This window comes from Acetobacter sacchari (assembly GCF_017377715.1).
Lineage (GTDB): Bacteria > Pseudomonadota > Alphaproteobacteria > Acetobacterales > Acetobacteraceae > Acetobacter > Acetobacter sacchari.
This window is the reverse complement of record NZ_JAFVMF010000004.1, coordinates 191,225-207,996: the sequence shown is the minus strand read 5'-3', so window position 1 is coordinate 207,996 and position 16,772 is coordinate 191,225. Positions and strand designations below refer to the sequence as shown.

15 protein-coding genes and 1 pseudogene are annotated in these 16,772 nt (G+C 57.2%); 10 read left to right on the top strand and 6 right to left on the bottom strand.

Annotated elements, in window-relative coordinates; genetic code table 11:
• Positions 1-37: 37 nt before the first annotated feature.
• Positions 38-1,534: a glycosyltransferase family 2 protein gene (locus J2D73_RS05090; protein ID WP_207879982.1), complete on the bottom strand. Its 1,497-nt coding sequence runs from the start codon at positions 1,532-1,534 to the stop codon at positions 38-40.
• A 316-nt stretch (positions 1,535-1,850) separates the two neighbouring features.
• Between J2D73_RS05090 and J2D73_RS05085 the strand changes: the two genes are divergently transcribed.
• Positions 1,851-3,989, top strand: coding sequence for a hypothetical protein (locus J2D73_RS05085; RefSeq protein WP_207879980.1), 2,139 nt, complete (start codon positions 1,851-1,853; stop codon positions 3,987-3,989).
• Between the two features lie 73 nt (positions 3,990-4,062).
• Here the strand turns inward: J2D73_RS05085 and J2D73_RS05080 are convergent.
• From J2D73_RS05080 to J2D73_RS05070, 3 genes and pseudogenes are all read right to left on the bottom strand, one after another.
• Positions 4,063-4,818, bottom strand: a pseudogene (locus J2D73_RS05080) (IS5 family transposase).
• A 110-nt stretch (positions 4,819-4,928) separates the two neighbouring features.
• Positions 4,929-5,114, bottom strand: a complete 186-nt coding sequence (locus tag J2D73_RS05075; RefSeq protein WP_207879978.1) for a hypothetical protein — start codon at positions 5,112-5,114, stop codon at positions 4,929-4,931.
• Positions 5,115-5,413: 299 nt separating this feature from the next.
• Positions 5,414-6,268 (bottom strand): ADP-ribosylglycohydrolase family protein, encoded by an 855-nt coding sequence (locus J2D73_RS05070; RefSeq protein WP_207879976.1) that lies wholly within the window; start codon positions 6,266-6,268, stop codon positions 5,414-5,416.
• Positions 6,269-6,469: 201 nt separating this feature from the next.
• Here J2D73_RS05070 and J2D73_RS05065 point away from each other — a divergent pair, with 201 nt between their 5' ends.
• The 7 genes from J2D73_RS05065 to J2D73_RS05035 all read left to right on the top strand — a co-directional run bounded on the left by J2D73_RS05065 (position 6,470) and on the right by J2D73_RS05035 (position 13,656).
• Positions 6,470-7,054 carry a hypothetical protein gene (locus tag J2D73_RS05065; RefSeq protein ID WP_084440641.1) on the top strand — a complete coding sequence of 195 codons (585 nt, stop codon included), beginning with the start codon at positions 6,470-6,472 and terminating at the stop codon, positions 7,052-7,054.
• Positions 7,055-7,085: 31 nt separating this feature from the next.
• Entirely contained in the window at positions 7,086-7,547 is a 462-nt protein-coding gene (locus J2D73_RS05060; protein WP_207879974.1) for a hypothetical protein, read from the top strand.
• A 151-nt stretch (positions 7,548-7,698) separates the two neighbouring features.
• Positions 7,699-8,139 (top strand): hypothetical protein, encoded by a 441-nt coding sequence (locus J2D73_RS05055; protein WP_341535023.1) that lies wholly within the window; start codon positions 7,699-7,701, stop codon positions 8,137-8,139.
• A 147-nt stretch (positions 8,140-8,286) separates the two neighbouring features.
• Positions 8,287-9,003: an MgtC/SapB family protein gene (locus J2D73_RS05050; protein WP_026398676.1), complete on the top strand. Its 717-nt coding sequence runs from the start codon at positions 8,287-8,289 to the stop codon at positions 9,001-9,003.
• A gap of 166 nt (positions 9,004-9,169) precedes the next feature.
• Positions 9,170-10,468, top strand: coding sequence for an allantoate amidohydrolase (locus J2D73_RS05045; RefSeq protein ID WP_341535022.1), 1,299 nt, complete (start codon positions 9,170-9,172; stop codon positions 10,466-10,468).
• Between the two features lie 320 nt (positions 10,469-10,788).
• Positions 10,789-12,291, top strand: a complete 1,503-nt coding sequence (locus J2D73_RS05040; protein ID WP_207879972.1) for an aldehyde dehydrogenase family protein — start codon at positions 10,789-10,791, stop codon at positions 12,289-12,291.
• Positions 12,292-12,372: 81 nt separating this feature from the next.
• The gene (locus J2D73_RS05035; protein ID WP_207879970.1) at positions 12,373-13,656 is read left to right on the top strand and encodes an NAD(P)/FAD-dependent oxidoreductase; all 1,284 of its coding nucleotides are present in this window, start codon (positions 12,373-12,375) and stop codon (positions 13,654-13,656) included.
• Between the two features lie 199 nt (positions 13,657-13,855).
• On the opposite strand, the gene J2D73_RS05030 is transcribed toward J2D73_RS05035, so the two are convergent.
• The gene (locus tag J2D73_RS05030; protein WP_207879968.1) at positions 13,856-14,101 is read right to left on the bottom strand and encodes a hypothetical protein; all 246 of its coding nucleotides are present in this window, start codon (positions 14,099-14,101) and stop codon (positions 13,856-13,858) included.
• A gap of 25 nt (positions 14,102-14,126) precedes the next feature.
• On the opposite strand from J2D73_RS05030, the gene J2D73_RS05025 reads away from it, so the two are divergent.
• A complete protein-coding gene (locus tag J2D73_RS05025) occupies positions 14,127-14,399 on the top strand; it encodes a hypothetical protein (RefSeq protein WP_207879966.1) in 273 nt (90 codons plus the stop codon).
• Positions 14,400-14,527: 128 nt separating this feature from the next.
• On the opposite strand, the gene J2D73_RS05020 is transcribed toward J2D73_RS05025, so the two are convergent.
• Positions 14,528-15,427, bottom strand: a complete 900-nt coding sequence (locus tag J2D73_RS05020) for a LysR family transcriptional regulator (RefSeq protein ID WP_207879964.1) — start codon at positions 15,425-15,427, stop codon at positions 14,528-14,530.
• 131 nt (positions 15,428-15,558) lie between these two features.
• Here J2D73_RS05020 and J2D73_RS05015 point away from each other — a divergent pair, with 131 nt between their 5' ends.
• Positions 15,559-16,758: an MFS transporter gene (locus tag J2D73_RS05015; RefSeq protein WP_243429654.1), complete on the top strand. Its 1,200-nt coding sequence runs from the start codon at positions 15,559-15,561 to the stop codon at positions 16,756-16,758.
• Positions 16,759-16,772 lie beyond the last annotated feature (14 nt).

The following is a 16,772-nucleotide window of genomic DNA, read 5'->3' as shown; positions in this document are numbered from 1 at the left end:
TCTCAATAAACTGCAGGCCAATGTAGGAAGATCTTTTTCAAATTGCGAATCGACGTTGTGGCCGCATCCAAGAAACATGGCAGAACCCGCTGAGGGTGAATAAGGTCTGAAGCGTCTCAAAAGGTAGTAACGACCAGATGAAAGCGAAAATGTCCGGATCGATCTGTTCCGGCAAAGGTTCGCCGGATCGAAGTCGCCGAAGAACATCGTCAATGATGTGGATAATAAATGCGACATGGTCCGACTGAGGTCGTTCGATCTCGTCGCAGGTGAACCGTTCCCAATTAGAAACAAAATTTCGGTCGACTTCGACGTTTCCGGAAAAATTTCCGGATACGCAGCACATCACACGTTGCGTCAACTGGTTCACGAGCGACAAATCTTTGTTCCAGATATCAGTAATCGCGTAAGATTGGATAATAGATACGCGTTCTTCGAACTTCGCAGCGATATAATTCAACGTTTCAGAGGGAAATATGAACAGTGTTCCGGGTAAATATTTCGATTCAAAACATACTATTCGCTCATGCTCGCTAGTTATGACGTCGGCGTGGGTTAGAAATCGTGTAGCCCGATCGATGCAGAGATGGCTCCCATGATGAGAGCGCAGATCATAAAATTTGTCCTCTAGCATGGGCGCATGAGAAAATGCAAAACCGATCAGAGACTTGAAAATATCGTTTTTCAGGAGCTGATTCGACAATTTTCTATGAATCAAATTTTGTATTTCGAATATAAATCTATACGCCTTGGCGTAGACCTCAATATCTTTTTCTTCTCGAATATGGTTCTGATCAAGGTAATTGAACAGGGAAATTCCCATTCCCGAATTCCGAATATCAACGCGGCGCCTGTATTTTTCTAAAAAATGTTCACAGCTCCTGGTTATGTAATGGTTGATGGTTGCGATCTCCCATACGGGTGGCAACAGTAGTTCGGCGTCTTTTTCCTCGCTCCAGACGACATCCTTTTTTTCAACATTAACGTAATTTCCGTCGACATCGAATCTATGGGGATTTATATAATTTGCATTCGTATTTTTTGGCCTAAAAAAACTTTTTGGCACGCATGAATACTCGAAATCGATTTCGGAATGTGAAATATAATTTGTAAATACGTTCGGGCTTGTTGGGTATACGAGGTGATTTGAACTTCCGTAGCAGCACCAATTTATTGCGATACCAGAAAAATCATCGTAATCATTAAGAAAATCTTTGACATTTGTGTGGTTTTTTAAATTTAGATACTCGTCTGAATCGAGAACAAGAACCCAGTCAAATTCTTTTTTGCTAATTTCTATTGCTTTTACGTAAGTATTTCTTTGTCGAATGTTGAACGCGTGTCCAGGTTCGGCGCGAAATAGCTTAACTGGGAATTCTTCACTGATCATTGATAGAAGTTCGTAGGTACCGTCATCGGAGTAGTCATCAAAGATGATGAGTTCGTCGAAGCCGCAAGACAAATGCCATGAAATCCAAAAATATATGTCTCTTATTTCATTTTTTACAAAAAGTACTAATCCAACCTTACTCACGACCGTGTAGCCTTTGTGCTTCGTTCACGTGGAGCGTGAGGTTAGAGCAGTTGTATGAAATGAGCAACGCTGATGCATTGGCGTGTTGGAAACTGGCGGCTGCAAGTTCGATGCCATGAGTCGATCTCGGCTGAAATGCAGTTACCTGATAGTAATGGAAGTATGGAAAAGCGGCCTGCGGATCGGAGCTACGTATATCGACGGAGCGATCCTCACCCGCTCGATCTTTCGCTTTAGAGTGATTTTTGTTGTGCATGGCCTTTATGATTGCACGCCAGAACGTTAAGTGCCTGCTATTCCGAAAGGAGAGATTTGCATGACGGTATCAAATCTTGCCAAAGGCCTCTTGGTTAGCGTGCCGATCGCGTTAGGGGTGGCGTGGTGTGCTGCGGGCGACACATCCACTAAAACGCCCCTCATATACCAAAATGCGAACGACCAATTCGCGTCGCTCGTCCAGAATGCCTCTTCCGTAATCAATCAGCCGAACGGTATCGCTGGCCTTGATGGTACGGGTAACGTGACGGTTCCACTTAGGACGACCACAGCTAGCCTGTCGGTGGGAGGCTCGAGTGGTCAGTTCACAGCTATGCCGAATTACGGGGGAACCGAGCGGTCGGCGCCGGTTCTCAGCATCTTTCAAGGAAAAGATGCCGCGGGAAATGACTGGGACGTGCCGCGCGATCTGGATGGTAATAACATTCCATGGTCCAAGGTGATCATGCTCGGTGGCCAGCGAGCTGATAACGACGCATTTTTATGGCATTTTGGCCAGCCAGTTGCCGGGGGGCTTCAGGCGGTCGTCGATGCCGTCTATATGAACGGCATGGCGGCTGGGCAGGGCTCTGGCGTCACAGCGGGTCAGTGGTGGGGGCTCGTAAATTACGGCGAACTTGACGCTGTGGCACGTGAGGAGCGCACCGGTTCGGCTCCCCCGAAATTCGTTGCTTCTTCGGCGATCAAGGATCCGAGCGGCAACACGCATACGGTTACGTTCACCGCAACGGGCGCGTCGTTTTCGCCTGCGTTGCCCGCATACTGGGCCAAGTTCATCGTTCCTGGTATGAACATCGTGACAAACGAGCGCGCAGTCGCGCTGACGAAGTTGTGGCAGAACAATTGGCTCATGTCATGGCTGCCCAACACTGCGGGCCTAGGCACGTTTATGCAACCGCCCAACACGTGGATGGGCACGATCAGCAGCTGGACTACAAATCCGGACGGAACTGTGAGTAGTATCCAACTTGATACTGGGTGGGCAGTTTATTTTCAGAAGCAGTTCCTTGGCAGCGACCACCCGACCCGGCTCGTTCCCGGACAAGCCACAGCGGATGGAAGCCCAGTCGGGCTTGATACCATTTTTTCAAACATCAGCGCCCCGGCGATTTTGTTCGGTGTCTATACCAAGGCGTTCCCGAACTACCAGCTTTGCGAGATAGATGACCCTGCGCAGACGCACGGCGATATCAACGCACCGAATGGGCAACTGTACAATCAGGTCCACCAGTGTGCGAACGAATGGGATTTTGTATCGCACAATAAAACGCCCTATGCCGCGACGTTACAAGGGCTGACAGTCAATCTCAACGGAGACGCGCCACTGGCCAATGACAGTTTTGGTTTCCTGCTTCAAGGGGGGGGCGCTGCTCCGATGGGGTACGTGGCGACGAACATGGCGCCGAACGCACCAACATTCTACGCGCCCGGCCCGAATGGCTGGATGTCGTCTTTGTTCGCCTACGGCGATCTTGGTCAACAACCGGGTTCGTTCATCGGATTGTTGCATCTCGGCTTCGCGCCGCGCCCTGGAGCGAACTACGCCGGGTCGGTGCGGTTCGTACAGTACCGTGACACGATGATGTCGGACAATCCGGATCCGGATCAGAATACCCGGTCGCAATCGGTACGCTTGATGTATACGGATGCGGATGGAGGTAATAGCGGTACGCCGACGACCCGTTTCCCATGGGATCCGAATATCGGTAATCTCGGTGGCCAGATCATCTGGAATCCGAGCATAAAGGTTTCTGATAAGTTCAAGCCTTTTTTTCACGGCATTGGCATCGCAGCTGGTGGAAGTGCGGAGGCTCCGAATTACGGGCTGATCGTGGATAATAAGGGGAACGCGTTTCTCGGCGTGGGCGGGCAGCTCAATTTTCTAAGCGCTTCTGGGCAACCGATTCTCGGGTGGGGCTGGAGTCCAGGAAACGGGACGCTCTATGACAACGTAAGAACGAGCTTCGTCAACTCCGTGCAAATGCAGCAAGGAGCCTCAATACAGGGAGATGTCAAAGCAAGCGCCACCATCACGGCGCGTGGCTATATCGAGACGCTGACGACGCCGTCCTCATCTTCGGCTGCGTGCACGAGGGGACAGTTCACGGATGACGCGGATTACCACTACGTTTGTGTGGCCGCCAACCATTGGAAGCGGGTAGCGCTCAGCAACTTCTGAGTTGCGATTACCAATGATGAACCGTCAGTAGATTTGATTAGGCTCAAGGCCCGAAAGGTTCTACGGCGTGTCGTCAGTTAAGTAGGATGATGATTGAAGCGAACTGGACGGCTGCGAGGAAAGTTGATTTCATCTTGTCGTAGCGCGTTGCGATAGCGCGGAACTGTTTGAGTGTATTAAAGAACCGCTCGACAAGGTTCTGCTCCCTGTAAAGGACGAAGTCTGTTTCCCGTTGTGTTGTTCTGCTGCGTTTTGGCGGGATGACTACGGTAATCCCGCGCTCTGTCAGCCGATTGATCAACCTGTCCGCGTCATAGGCCCTGTCGGCCAGGAAGGCGTTCGGATCGATGTTTTCGAGCATCGGCTCCGCCCGGTTGATATCCGCATCGTGACCCGGTGTGATATCGATCCCCACGGGATTGCCCAGAGCGTCGCAGATGGCATGGATTTTTGTCGTCAGTCCGCCCCGGGATCGTCCGATGGCCTGATCCTTACCCCCTTTTTGAGGGCTCCGGCGCTGTGCTGATGTGCCCGGACAATGGTGCTGTCGATCATCATGTATTCGTTATCGTGATCAGCGGGTAGATAACGAAAGATCCTTTCTATGACGCCACTTTTCACTCCAGAGGCGCAGACGCCGATGCACGTTTTTCCAGTCCCCGAAACGGCTCGGAAGGTCGCGCCATGGAATGCCCGCGCGATAGCGATACAGCACCGCCTCCACGAACAGGCGGTTGTCCGGCGCAGTGCCGCCGACATAGCCTTCACGACCGGGGAGAAGATCCTTTAGCCGCTCCCACTGGTCATCGCGTAAACCATAGCGCCGCATCCGTCTGCCTCCTCCAAAACCGGGAAACACACATCACAGCCAGACAGAAAGTACAACCCTCACGCACTAATCTCATGGCTTATCTGACGACACGCCGCAGAACTTTGAGTTCAGGCCGCCTTTTTTTCGTCCGGCATGGCGGAGAAAAGTTCCTTTTCCAGCAGCGGCGCTGACGTTCTGTGCGCCTTGAGATGGGTTGCATCAAGCATCAGGCGTCTTGAACGGCCAGCCTGCTCAGTCAGCGCGGTGAATACCCGCTCCCACTCATCATCATGGCGCCAGATCATAATACCCACAAACATTCTTTGACGAACAGACGGTTGTCCGGCCCCATCCGCCCTAGGTCACTCGCTTTCCTGGGCAGCAGAATCCTGGTGTGCTCCCATTGCGCCTTGTTCAATTCGTAACGCTTGATCCCCATCGTCCACCTCAACGCGGAGACCTGTTGAATTAACGATTAGGCTTTTGGAGAACCCTGAATGCTGATCGACCCTAAAGTGCGAGCGGGGGATGCAGAGATTTCGCTCTCTCGGAAGCGGCCAGCGTTTCGTCAGTTAGTCCGCGTTCGTGACATGCCGGCGCCTCCTTGGTGCGTTCAAATCAGCGATCGCGCCTTGTCGATGATATCGTCTCGCCATGCGAGGTCGGCGAGCCAATCGGCGGGGATGGCGCCAAGGCCGTAACGTGCTCCGGCGATCTGTCCCGCCACGGCTCCGACGCTGTCGGCGTCGTCGCCAAGATTCACTGCACGCAACATGATCTCCGCAAATCCGTCTTGGGGCGCGCAGGCCCATAGGGCCGCCTCGAACGTGTGCACGACATAGCCGGTCGACTGCACATCGCGTTCTGCACGGGCGGCGATATCTGGCGGCGCGACCGGCTCCGTTCTCCCGTGAATCAGGTCGAATAAAATGCCCGCCATGTTGCCCGCGATCGCCCGGCATGAGGCGTTGCGGTGCGTCATATCGCTCTGTCGGCGCGCCGTGTCGATGGCGGCGCTCCTGTCGTCCAGATGCGCCAGAACTGCAGGGGCGAGGCGCATGATTCCGCCGTTGCCGGCGCTGTCAGTGTCATGGGTGGGCAGGAGGCCTTCTGTCTCCCAATCCCTCAGCACGCCCGATGTCTGAATCCCGATATCGAAACACCGCCCGTTATGGCTGTAGTCGCCGTATATGTACCATCTCAGCCAGCGGTTCATGACGCCGGCCGGATCGGTCAGATCAGGGTTCTCCAGCAAAGCGTCAGCCAGTGCGAGCGCCATGGATGTGTCGTCGGTCCATTCGCCCGGGTTGAGGCCAAACACGCCGCCGCCGCGCATCCCGGTGACTGGTGCGAAGGTCCCGCGGGGCTGGAACTCGACCGCCGTTCCGAGAGCGTCGCCTATGGCGAGGCCCACGAATGCGCCGATGGCGCGGTCTTCGATTGAGCCGGGCTTGATATTTTCAGTCATGATAGCCTCTCCATGCATGTATTCAGCCATGCTGGGGACGTTATGTCGAATGGGCGGAATTCATTCATGCGGACAAATGCTTGACCTCAGTCAGGCGCCAGTCATGATTGTACGTATGTTGCTTGTCGGCTTGCTGAGCGCGACCGCCACCCTTTGCCTGGAAGCAATCGTGCAGGCAGGACCTCGAAAGACGATCACTCGATGACCAAGCCGATGCCGCGTATCTCCCGACGGGAGTTCCTTAAAACGTGTTGCGGATCGTTTCTGGTCTGCGCCACGCTTCCAGTAGTGTGCGTCGAAGCGGAAGGAGCCGGGACGGTGACTGACCATCTTACCTTCAGGGGATCCGATTACCTGTTCCGGTGGCAAAGCGGAAATCAGCAGGAATTCACGCCCGAAGGGCAGGAGGATCTGCAGAAGTGGCTGGAGATGATGACGATCGTCCGGTATCCGGACGCACATTCAGCGGATCGCATGGCGGAAATAGCCAACAACACGGTTGCGCTATACCAGAAGAACGGAAAAATCCTGAAAGTTGACGCTGTTCAGGCTACTGCCGAGAAACCAGCCATTTACTTCGCAGAAGCAGCGTTGTCTGACGCCGGCGTGCTTGAAATTGCCTTCGCTCGTCTTCAGCTGGTCGAAAGTGGCGGTATGGGCGTAATTTATTCGCGCAGATTTTACGGCGTCAGCCCTGGCGTCAATCACGAAGCGTCGGCCTGGATGGATAAAAATGGGGCATTGATCGAACACGCTCTTATGGGATGGACGCTTCCTGCGCCGTGATAGTCAGAGGGGGGTGGCGTGGAGAAAAAGTTTGCTTGAAGCAGGGGAATATAAAATAACATCTCGCTACGGAGTTCTTCGCGACCTGATATTTCCCGTCTATGGGATTGCAGAAGCACTTTCCGTAGCCGGTCTGTTGCTCGCTATTTGTGTTTTCCTATATATGCTCAGTGGTCTTGAGTATGTCCTGCCCGAGTTGGTCGGGGCGTTTGTTGGGGTTTGGGTGCAGTGCTACCGAGCGCGTCCGCTCCGGATTACAGTTGCGCGCACGGACGCCAGCGCTATCGAAATGACCCTGCGCCGGTCAAAATTTTTTTCGGAAATGAAAAATAATGTCTGGAGAGGCAAGAAAGACAGATGGTGGTCGTCGTGGCCTCACGAGGTGATTGCAGTTGCAGACGGCCGCTCAGGCGTTGATGTTGTGGCGCCAAAGCGTCTGATGAAATTCGTTTTGGCCGTTCTCAACGAAAGAGCACGGAATATCTCTCGGTAACATGACTGGCGCCTGGAACGTTCTCTGTAGTCAGTGGCCGTGCAGGCAGGGTCATTACCTGGTGAGCCGAGTCCGAAATCGGCAAATGGACCATGGCTGGCCTGCTCCCCGCAGAAGCGCTTTTGAACGGCAATTCATCAGGCGGAAGTTCATGAGAAAAGGAGCGCACGGATCGGCTCCCGATGCGTTATACTTTCTGAACGTGCTTGTTCGTTCGGTCGTACTCGTCCGAAGGGCGGCGTCGCAAGGGAGAAACGACATGCAAAATCCTCTGGAAGAGTCGCCATCATTGCAGGCGCGGATCAAGGCGCGAGCGAAGGCGTTGTGGGAAGCTGATGGAAAGCCGACCTGCGGGCCGGAGGGCTATCTGGAGGCGGCGGGCGACCTCGTTGGAATGGAGATAAACCCGGAAGCGGGGCAGGAGCCTGTCGATCCGGCTGTTCCGCTTGGCCCGGACGGGCAGCCTATCGAGGATGCTCGGTTGCAGGATAATCTTGGCGATCCTGGCGGCAGCATGAATGAGCGCGATGAACTGCGCGAAACTCCGTTCGGCACGCGGGAGGAGGAGGCGTCCGCTTTGCGGAACGAATAACGGCGGGCATCTCAGCGGGCGGCCATCGCGGCGTCGTGCGACACATGTTTGTCGCTTGACGCCGTCGTCGCCTCTGGTCACGGTTCGCCTCGTTTACGCGACGGCGCACCGCCCCTCTGGCGTTCGCCAAGGCGGCAGAGGCGCCCGATGCATTTCATCGCCACGTTCGATCCCCGGTCTTTTCTCGATACATGCGCGAGCTATCTGTCTGCGTTCATTTTTGGAACGCTGATCGGCGCGGAGCGGCAATACAGACAGCGGACGGCAGGACTACGCACCAACGCTCTCGTCGCGCTCGGCGCAGCCGCGTTCGTCGATCTCGCCGTGCGCCTGACGGGCAATGACGGCGCGGTGCGCGTGATAGCCTATGTCGTGTCCGGGGTGGGCTTTCTGGGCGCAGGCGTCATCATGAAGGACGGGGCCAATATACGCGGTCTGAACACCGCGGCGACGCTGTGGTGCTCCGCCGCCGTAGGGGCCTGCGCTGGCGCCGATCTGGTGGCCGAGGCCGGGCTGCTTACCCTGTTCATCATCGCGGGAAACACGTTGCTGAGGCCATTGGTCAAGGCGATCGACCGTGTGCCGGTCGTAGGGCGATCCGCCGAGGCCACTTATTCCGTGAGCCTGCTGACCGATCAGGCTCACGCCGGATTGCTGCGCGACCTGTTAGTCGACCGGCTGGAGGCGGCGCGTTTTCCGGTCGCCGACGTGACGCTGTCTGATCGCGGGGAGGGAAGCATAGAAATTTCCGCTGTCCTGAGCAGCAGCGTCGTCGAGACGGCGGAACTGGACCGGGTGGTCGAATTTCTGGAAACGGAAAACGGCGTCACACACGCGACCTGGCTGACCGCGCGCGAGAACTGAGCCCGCTGCGGCTGACGGAGAAAACCGCACAGCCCCTGCTGCAGGCCGCTCGATTGCTTTTCCTGAAGCGGCGCGTCATCTTCGCAGTCATGTCCTATTCCCTGCCCGATCGAACGAGCCTGGCTGTTGCTCAGGCGTGGCTGTTCCCGCAACCGGGTGTCGGGCTGTGACGCGGCACGCAGAGGTCGCGCTCGCCGCCGCGGCGGCGATGGAACCGGGGGGAGCGCGCGCGGTCGCGCGGTGCGACCTGCTCAGCCGCTGGCCGTTCAGTGATACGCGCGATCATCTCTTCCGGCCGTTTCTCGGTCCGGGGCATGAGGCGACATGCGAGATTACGACCAGCTGGATGCAGGAGGCGGGAATGACCGTCTCCCTCGACCCCGCCGGAAATATTCTGGGACGATATGAAGGGCTGACGCCGGGGGCGCCCGCACTGCTGGTCGGTTCGCATGTCGACAGCGTCAAGGACGCTGGTAGCTATGACGGAATGCTGGGCGTCATGCTTGGCGTCGAGCTGGTCGACGCCTTCCACCGTGCGGGACGCAGGCTTCCGTTCGCGCTGGAAGTGATCGGTTTCGGGGACGAGGAAGGATCGCGTTTTCCGTCCTACATGCTCGGTTCGAGGTCAGTTGCGGGCGTGCTGCCGCCCGACGCTCTGGCGGTTTCGGACCGTGGCGGCGTGTCTCTGGTCAATGCGCTTTCGGGCTGGGGCGTTGACCCGGATCGCTTCGCGGACGCTTACCGCGCGCCGGGCGAGGTTGCGGCGTATCTGGAAGCGCATATCGAGCAGGCGCCGTCTCTCGAAGAGGCGGGATTGCCGCTCGGCGTGGTCAGCAGCATCGCCGCGCAGGCGCGCTACTACTTTACGGTCGAAGGGATGGCGGCCCACGCTGGCACGGCGATGCACAAGCGGCGGGACGCATTGACGGCATCGGCGGCCATAGTGCTGGCCATCGAAGAGATCGCCGCACGCGGGCCGGTCGATCTGGTGGCGACCGTGGGGTGGCTCTCGACGGGCGAGAACTCTGCGACGAATATCGTGAGCGGTGCGGTCACGTTCAGCCTCGATCTGCGTGCGGCGCTGCGAGAGACCCGAGATCGGGCCGCGTCGGAGATTTTCGCGGCCGCCGCCGCGATTTGCGCCGAGCGGCGCGTCGGTCACGCGGTGGAGGAGCGCCATCAGCTCGCAGGCGCTGTCTGCGACCAGATGCTGAACGAGGCGCTTTCAGGCGCTGTGCGGGATGTCGCTGGGTATGAACCGCCGTTGATTGTCAGTCAGGCGGGGCACGACGCGATGAACATCGCGGCGATTGCGCCGGTCTCCATGCTGTTCATTCGCTGCGCAGGCGGGATCAGCCACAACCCGGCGGAGTCTGTTCTCGATGACGACGTGGAACTGGCGCTTGCGGCGATGATCCGGTTTGCTGACGAACTGGCGCAAAATCCGCGATTCAGGTCGCCGTGACGGAGACTGTTCTCAGCCGGAAGGTTTGCGCACGTGTCGTCTGCGGCAGCCATGCACATGGGCCTGCATGGCGTCGGCCGACGCTGGACGATTTTATGTCGGGTTATTTGCGTATCAGGGTTGCGTTTATTGCAAGTGAATGAATTCCCGCAAAAAATGGCACTCGGTGCCATTTTTCACGTCAGCGTGACGAAGCTCCCCCTTGCGATGGGTCAATTATCTATATAGCGACGTATATAGATAACAAGACCAAAATGGTCCTGTTTGTTCGATCCGGCGTCCTGCCGGAATGGCATCGATCAGAACCACGGAGCGCCAATATGGCCGTGAATCAGGAACCACCCTTCAAGTCCCGGTATGAGAATTTCATCGGCGGAGAGTGGAAGGCGCCCGTGAAGGGCGAGTATATGAAAAGCTCCTCGCCGGTGAACGGAAAGGTCATCTGCGAAGTCCCCCAGTCCACGGCTGAGGACATCGAACTCGCGCTTGACGCGGCGCACAAGGCGTTCCCGGTCTGGTCGCGCATGTCGGCCACCGAACGTTCGCTCGCGCTGCTGAAGGCGGCAGACCGGATGGAAGCCAATCTCGACCTGCTCGCCCGTGCGGAAAGCTGGGACAACGGCAAGCCGATCCGCGAAACGCTGGCGGCCGACATTCCGCTCGCCATCGATCATTTCCGGTATTTCGCAGGCTGTATCCGCGCACAGGAAGGCGCCCTGAGCGAGATCACCGAAGACACGGTGGCCTATCATTTCCATGAGCCTCTCGGCGTTGTTGGCCAGATCATTCCGTGGAATTTCCCGATCCTGATGGGCTCGTGGAAGCTGGCGCCGGCTCTCGCCGCGGGCAACTGCGTCGTGATGAAGCCTGCCGAGACCACGCCCGCCAGCATTCTCGTCCTTATGGAGCTGATTGGCGATCTTTTCCCGTCGGGAACGCTGAACATCGTCAACGGCCTTGGCCGCGACGTCGGCGCCGCGCTGTCCAACAGCAAGCGCATCGCCAAGATCGCGTTCACCGGATCGACGCCGACGGGCAAGATGATCGCGCACGCCGCTGCGGAAAACCTGATCCCGGCCACGCTGGAGCTGGGCGGCAAGTCGCCGAACATCTTCTTCGCCGATATCATGGACCACGACGACGACTATCTCGACAAGGCGATCGAGGGCTTCACCATGTTCACGCTGAATCAGGGGCAGATCTGCTCCTGCCCGAGCCGCGCTTTGGTGCATGAGGATATCTACGAGCGCTTCATCGAGCGCGCCCTTCCGCGTGTGAAGGCGATCCGACAGGGCAACCCGCTCGATCCCGAGACCATGATGGGGGCGCAGAACTCCACCATGCAGCAGCAGAAAATCCTCGAATATATCGGCATCGGCAAAGGAGAGGGCGCAGAGCTTCTTACCGGAGGCGCGACGCCGGATCTTGGCCCCGATTTCAACGATGGATGCTACGTGCAGCCGACCGTGTTCCGGGGTAACAATAAAATGCGTATCTTCCAGGAAGAAATTTTCGGACCCGTTCTTGCGGTGACGACGTTCAGGACGGAAGAGGAGGCGCTGGCCATCGCCAACGACACAGAGTTCGGCCTTGGCTCCGGCGTCTGGTCGCGCGACGCCAACACTTGTTACCGCATGGGGCGGGGCCTTCAGGCTGGCCGCGTCTGGGTTAACTGCTATCATGTCTATCCCGCGCATGCGGCGTTCGGCGGATACAAGAAGTCCGGGATCGGTCGCGAAACGCACAAGATGGTGCTTGAACACTACCAGCAGACCAAGAACCTGCTGGTCAGCTACAGCGAGAAGAAGCTCGGTTTCTTCTGATTGGGTCGGCCGGGGCGTTTCCCGCCCCGGTCCAGCCCCCGGCAAGGGGGCGTTTTCTACAGCGAAGAGGTATCGGAACTGATGTCGTCGAAAACCGGAATCGTCATTGTCGGCGGCGGAGTCGCCGGGCTTGCTCTGGCGACGCGGCTCGGCGCGACGGTCGGGAAACAGGGTGAAGCGCGTATTACGCTGATCGATCGCGGCTTTTCGCACGTTTGGAAGCCGATGCTGCATTGCTTTGCAGCGGGCACGGCGTCGAACGAGAACGACCGTATCAGTTTTATGGGGCAGGCGAGCGCCCATAACTTTGAATTCTGGCCGGGCGACGTGGTCGGTCTCGACAGGGAAAAGCGTGAGATCACGCTCGGTCCGCTACAGGCGTCGGATGGTCAGGTGGTGCTCGAGAGCCGCACGATCGGGTATGACGTGCTGATCTTCGCCATCGGCAGCTGCGCAAATGATTTCCGCACGCCCGGTGTGGCGGAGCACTGTCTGTTCATCGACAATCTTGTCGAAGCGAACGGGTTCAACGAAAAATTTCGTATGGAGCTTCTTCGCGCCTATGCGACGGGGAGCGAGCTGAATATCGCCATCGTCGGCGGCGGCGCGACAGGCACGCAGCTTGCCGCGGAGCTGCACAAGGCGATTGAAATTGTCGAATTGCACGCGTTCGGCGCGTCGCCGCCGAAAATGCGGATCACGCTGCTGGAGGCCGGACCACGGATCGTCCCGGCTTTCCCCGAAAGTGTGTCGGCTGCGGCTGAAAAGGAGTTGGAACGCATTGGCGTGACCGTTCGCACCTCCGCCATGGTGTCTGGCGCCGACGCGGAGGGATTTAGCCTCAAGGACGGAACCCACGTTCCCGCTACGCTGCGGGTGTGGGCTGCAGGCGTGAAGGCGCCCGACGTGACCAAGGCTTATGGCGGATTGTCGCTCGGTCGTTCAGGGCAGATCGTCGTTCATCCAAACCTGCAATCGATAGACGACGAGCGGATTTTTGCGATGGGCGACTGTTCCTATATCGCGGACGAGCCTCTGCCGCCGACGGCGCAGGTCGCACGGCAGCAGGCGCATCATCTGGCGCGGCATATTCCGGCGCTGCTTCGCTCAGGCAAACCTGTTCCGTCGTGCGTGTTCCGGAACAAGGGCGCGATCGTGGCGCTGGGCGATTATAACGGCTGGGGCACGCTGCCGGGTGGCGGTGTATTTGGCGGCGGCTGGATGAGGGGGCTGGCCGCGCGGCTGGGTCACGTCATGCTGTATCGCCAGCATCAGATCGAGCTTTACGGTTTCTGGCGCGGGATGATGTCGCTGCTGGCGGATCTGGTCGACGCAGTGGCCCGCCCGTCCGCCCGTCTCGACTAAGAGCGCGCGGGCCTGGCGCGCGGATATCGGCGGACCTCTCTTGCGAGACCGATCGTTGCCCTCGCCGCAATCAGAGTGCGTTAGCCTCAGCAAGGTAGAGGCTAAGGGGTGTCGGTCGTTAAGCTTGATGCTAGCGACAGCGACTTGAGCGAAGGCAAGAAAGGTCGATTGCAGTTTGTCGCAGTGTCTGTGCGCGGCCTCAACCTGGGAAGAAGCGTTCGGTGGTGTTTCTGCTTTTATAAAGCGGGAAGTTGCTTTTTCCGTTGATTGCGCCGGTTTGTTCTTGACGGAACAACCGGCGCGACCTGTCGGGCTCCAAATTTGTAATGAATAGATCGGCGCCGTGAGCCTTGTCGGCGGTCAAGGTCCTGGGATCGGCTTCATCGAGCAAAGGCTCTGCTTCGGTGGCGCTGAGTCTTTGTCCGAACGTCAGCGAAAGAGCCACAGCCTTTCGGCGGCCTCAGCGTGACGTGGATCTTCGTGGTCTGTCCGCCACGGGACCGCCCTACGGCCTGGTCTGCGCCTTTTTTTGTGTGCTTCCGAGCGATCCTGGTGAACGCCAGCAAGCAAGTGAGCGTCTGAAGGTCGCACGATTAATAGCAGGATTCGCCCTTGATCTCGGTCGTACGATTCAGGAAGAAGTGTTTCGCATAGCGGACGTGGCGGAAGATGCGGCCGACCATTATTCCAGCCGCTTAAACACAGCCGCTAGCATCGCCGACATCAGTAACCAATCCATTTGATGCGTTGTCTAGACCTTGGATATTCTTTCCCCAATCCCGTCTTCTTAAAAAATAGGCTGAAGGGATCGTCCTCGGCGGCATGGATAAATTTCTTCTGTCAAACCATCGATCTAAAGTGTTGCACCCTATCAAACACTGGATCGCAGGTGGTTAATCAGTGCGCGTAAGGCCCCGGGCACTTGGCGCCGACTGGGGTAATAGATATGGAATGCTGGGCCGAACGATGACCACTCCGGCAAAACTTCGCATAACTCGCCAGATTCAATCTGACGGACAACGCGACGCTCCTGACAATACGTGATCCCCACGCCGCGTTCCGCCAACTCGATCGCTAGTGCGGTTTCGCTGACGATCACCGCCCAGTCGACATTTACAGTCGTCATCTCTGCGTCGCGTTCCAGTTCCCAGCGGTCAAGCGCGCCGGTTCCTGTACGCAAGCCGATACAGCGATGCACAGCAAGTTCGGCCGGATGCGAGATCGACGGCGAGTTCTCGAGATAGGCGGGGGACGCAACCATGATCCAACGCAGATCCTGACCAATCGATTGCGCGATCATCTCTTCAGGCACCCGGCCACCAAAGCGAATGCCTGCGTCGTAACCTTCGGTGACAATATCAATGAAATCGTCTTGTACGGTAATATCGATCTTTATGTCTGGATATTTAACGATGAAACTTGCAAGGGTCGGTGCAAGGATCAGGCGCGCCGCATCTGTAAGTACATTAAGACGTAGACGTCCGATTGGACGATCCCGATAGCGGTTAATGCCCTCCAGACCGTCCTCAATTGCGCCAAAACCGGAAACGAGTGAGGCAATTAGCGCCCGGCCAGCGTCAGTCGGTGTCACGCTTCGATTTGTACGATTAAACAACCTGACCCCGAGCCGCGCCTCCAGATTCCGTACGGCATGGCTTAAGGCAGAAGGGGAGATATCCAGTTCGAGCGCGGCGCGCCTGAAGCCACCGGCGCGCGCGATAACCCGGACCAGATTGAGATCGCCGAGATCCGTGCGGGTAAGGTTGGCCATATCTTTATCTAAAATGAACGCTGGTGTTGAGTCCAGATGAACACGTCATTGAAGAACCATGATGCAGCGATACCGCGCCAAACCCATTAAATTGAACGTGTCGCGATAACGCGTTCACCGCATGAGTGGGAATGAATATGGCTGGAAAAAGCCGCAACGTGGCGCAAGCGCCACGCGGGTCGGGGTTTGCACAATTTGTCCTTGGCCTCGGCGGCCTGTTCATTGGCACCGGTGAGTTCGCATCGATGGGGCTGTTGCCCGACATGGCTGCCTCAACGCATGTCTCTCTGCCAAAAGCTGGCAATCTCATCAGTGCTTATGCGCTCGGGGTTGTGCTGGGTTCTCCGCTTCTTGCGATAATGACAGCGCGTATGGAACGGCGTCGCATCCTCATGATGCTGGCCGCGATCGTTCTGATCGGCAACGTTGCTTCGGCGACTTTACCCGGCTTTTGGGGGCTGGCGGTTGCGCGCTTTCTGGCGGGGCTACCGCACGGCGCCTATTATGGCACAGCATCAATCGTTGCCGCCGCCATGGTGCCTCCATCACAACGTGCTCAAGCCATTGGGCATGTCATGCTCGGGCTGGCAGCGGCTAATCTCATTGGCGTGCCGGCAGCAACCTGGCTGGGACAGGCCTTTGGATGGCGTTCGGCGTTCTTTGTCGTGGGCGTTGGCGGCTTACTGCTGTCCTGTCTACTATTCTGCTTCATTCCCACGATCGACGCGGATGCCAAGGCGTCCCCGATGCATGAGTTATCAGCCTTCAGCCGTAAGCAAATCTGGCTGACTCTTGGTGTGGCGACGGTCGGTTTCGGTGGCATGTTTGCTGTCTACAGCTATATAACGCCGACGCTTACCGAAGCCGCGCATGTTTCGAACGGGCAGGTCCCAATTTACCTGGCCCTCTGGGGCCTGGGAATGATCGTCGGCAACATTATCGGAGGATGGCTCGCGGATCGGGCATTGATACCGTCAATTTTCGGCATCCTTGTTTGGAATATCGTGTTTCTCAGCGCATTCTATTTCTTTGCAACAGGCTCCGTCACAGCAGCCCTCGGGCTTTTCCTGATCGGCATTGGTTTCGCGCTTGTACCCGCCTTGCAAGCTCGACTCATGGACGTAGCTCAGGATGCTCAGGCTCTCGCAGCTGCGATGAACCATTCGGCTTTTAACCTGTCGAATGCGATTGGCGCCTGGACAGGTGGTTTGGCCATCAGCGCTGGCCTGGGTTGGCCTTCGACAGGTCTGGTTGCGGGGGCGCTTGCGATTGGTGGCCTCGCGATAATGGGACTGTCGACCGGTATTGCTCGAAAATTCAATATTATTTGAAATATTAATGAAGG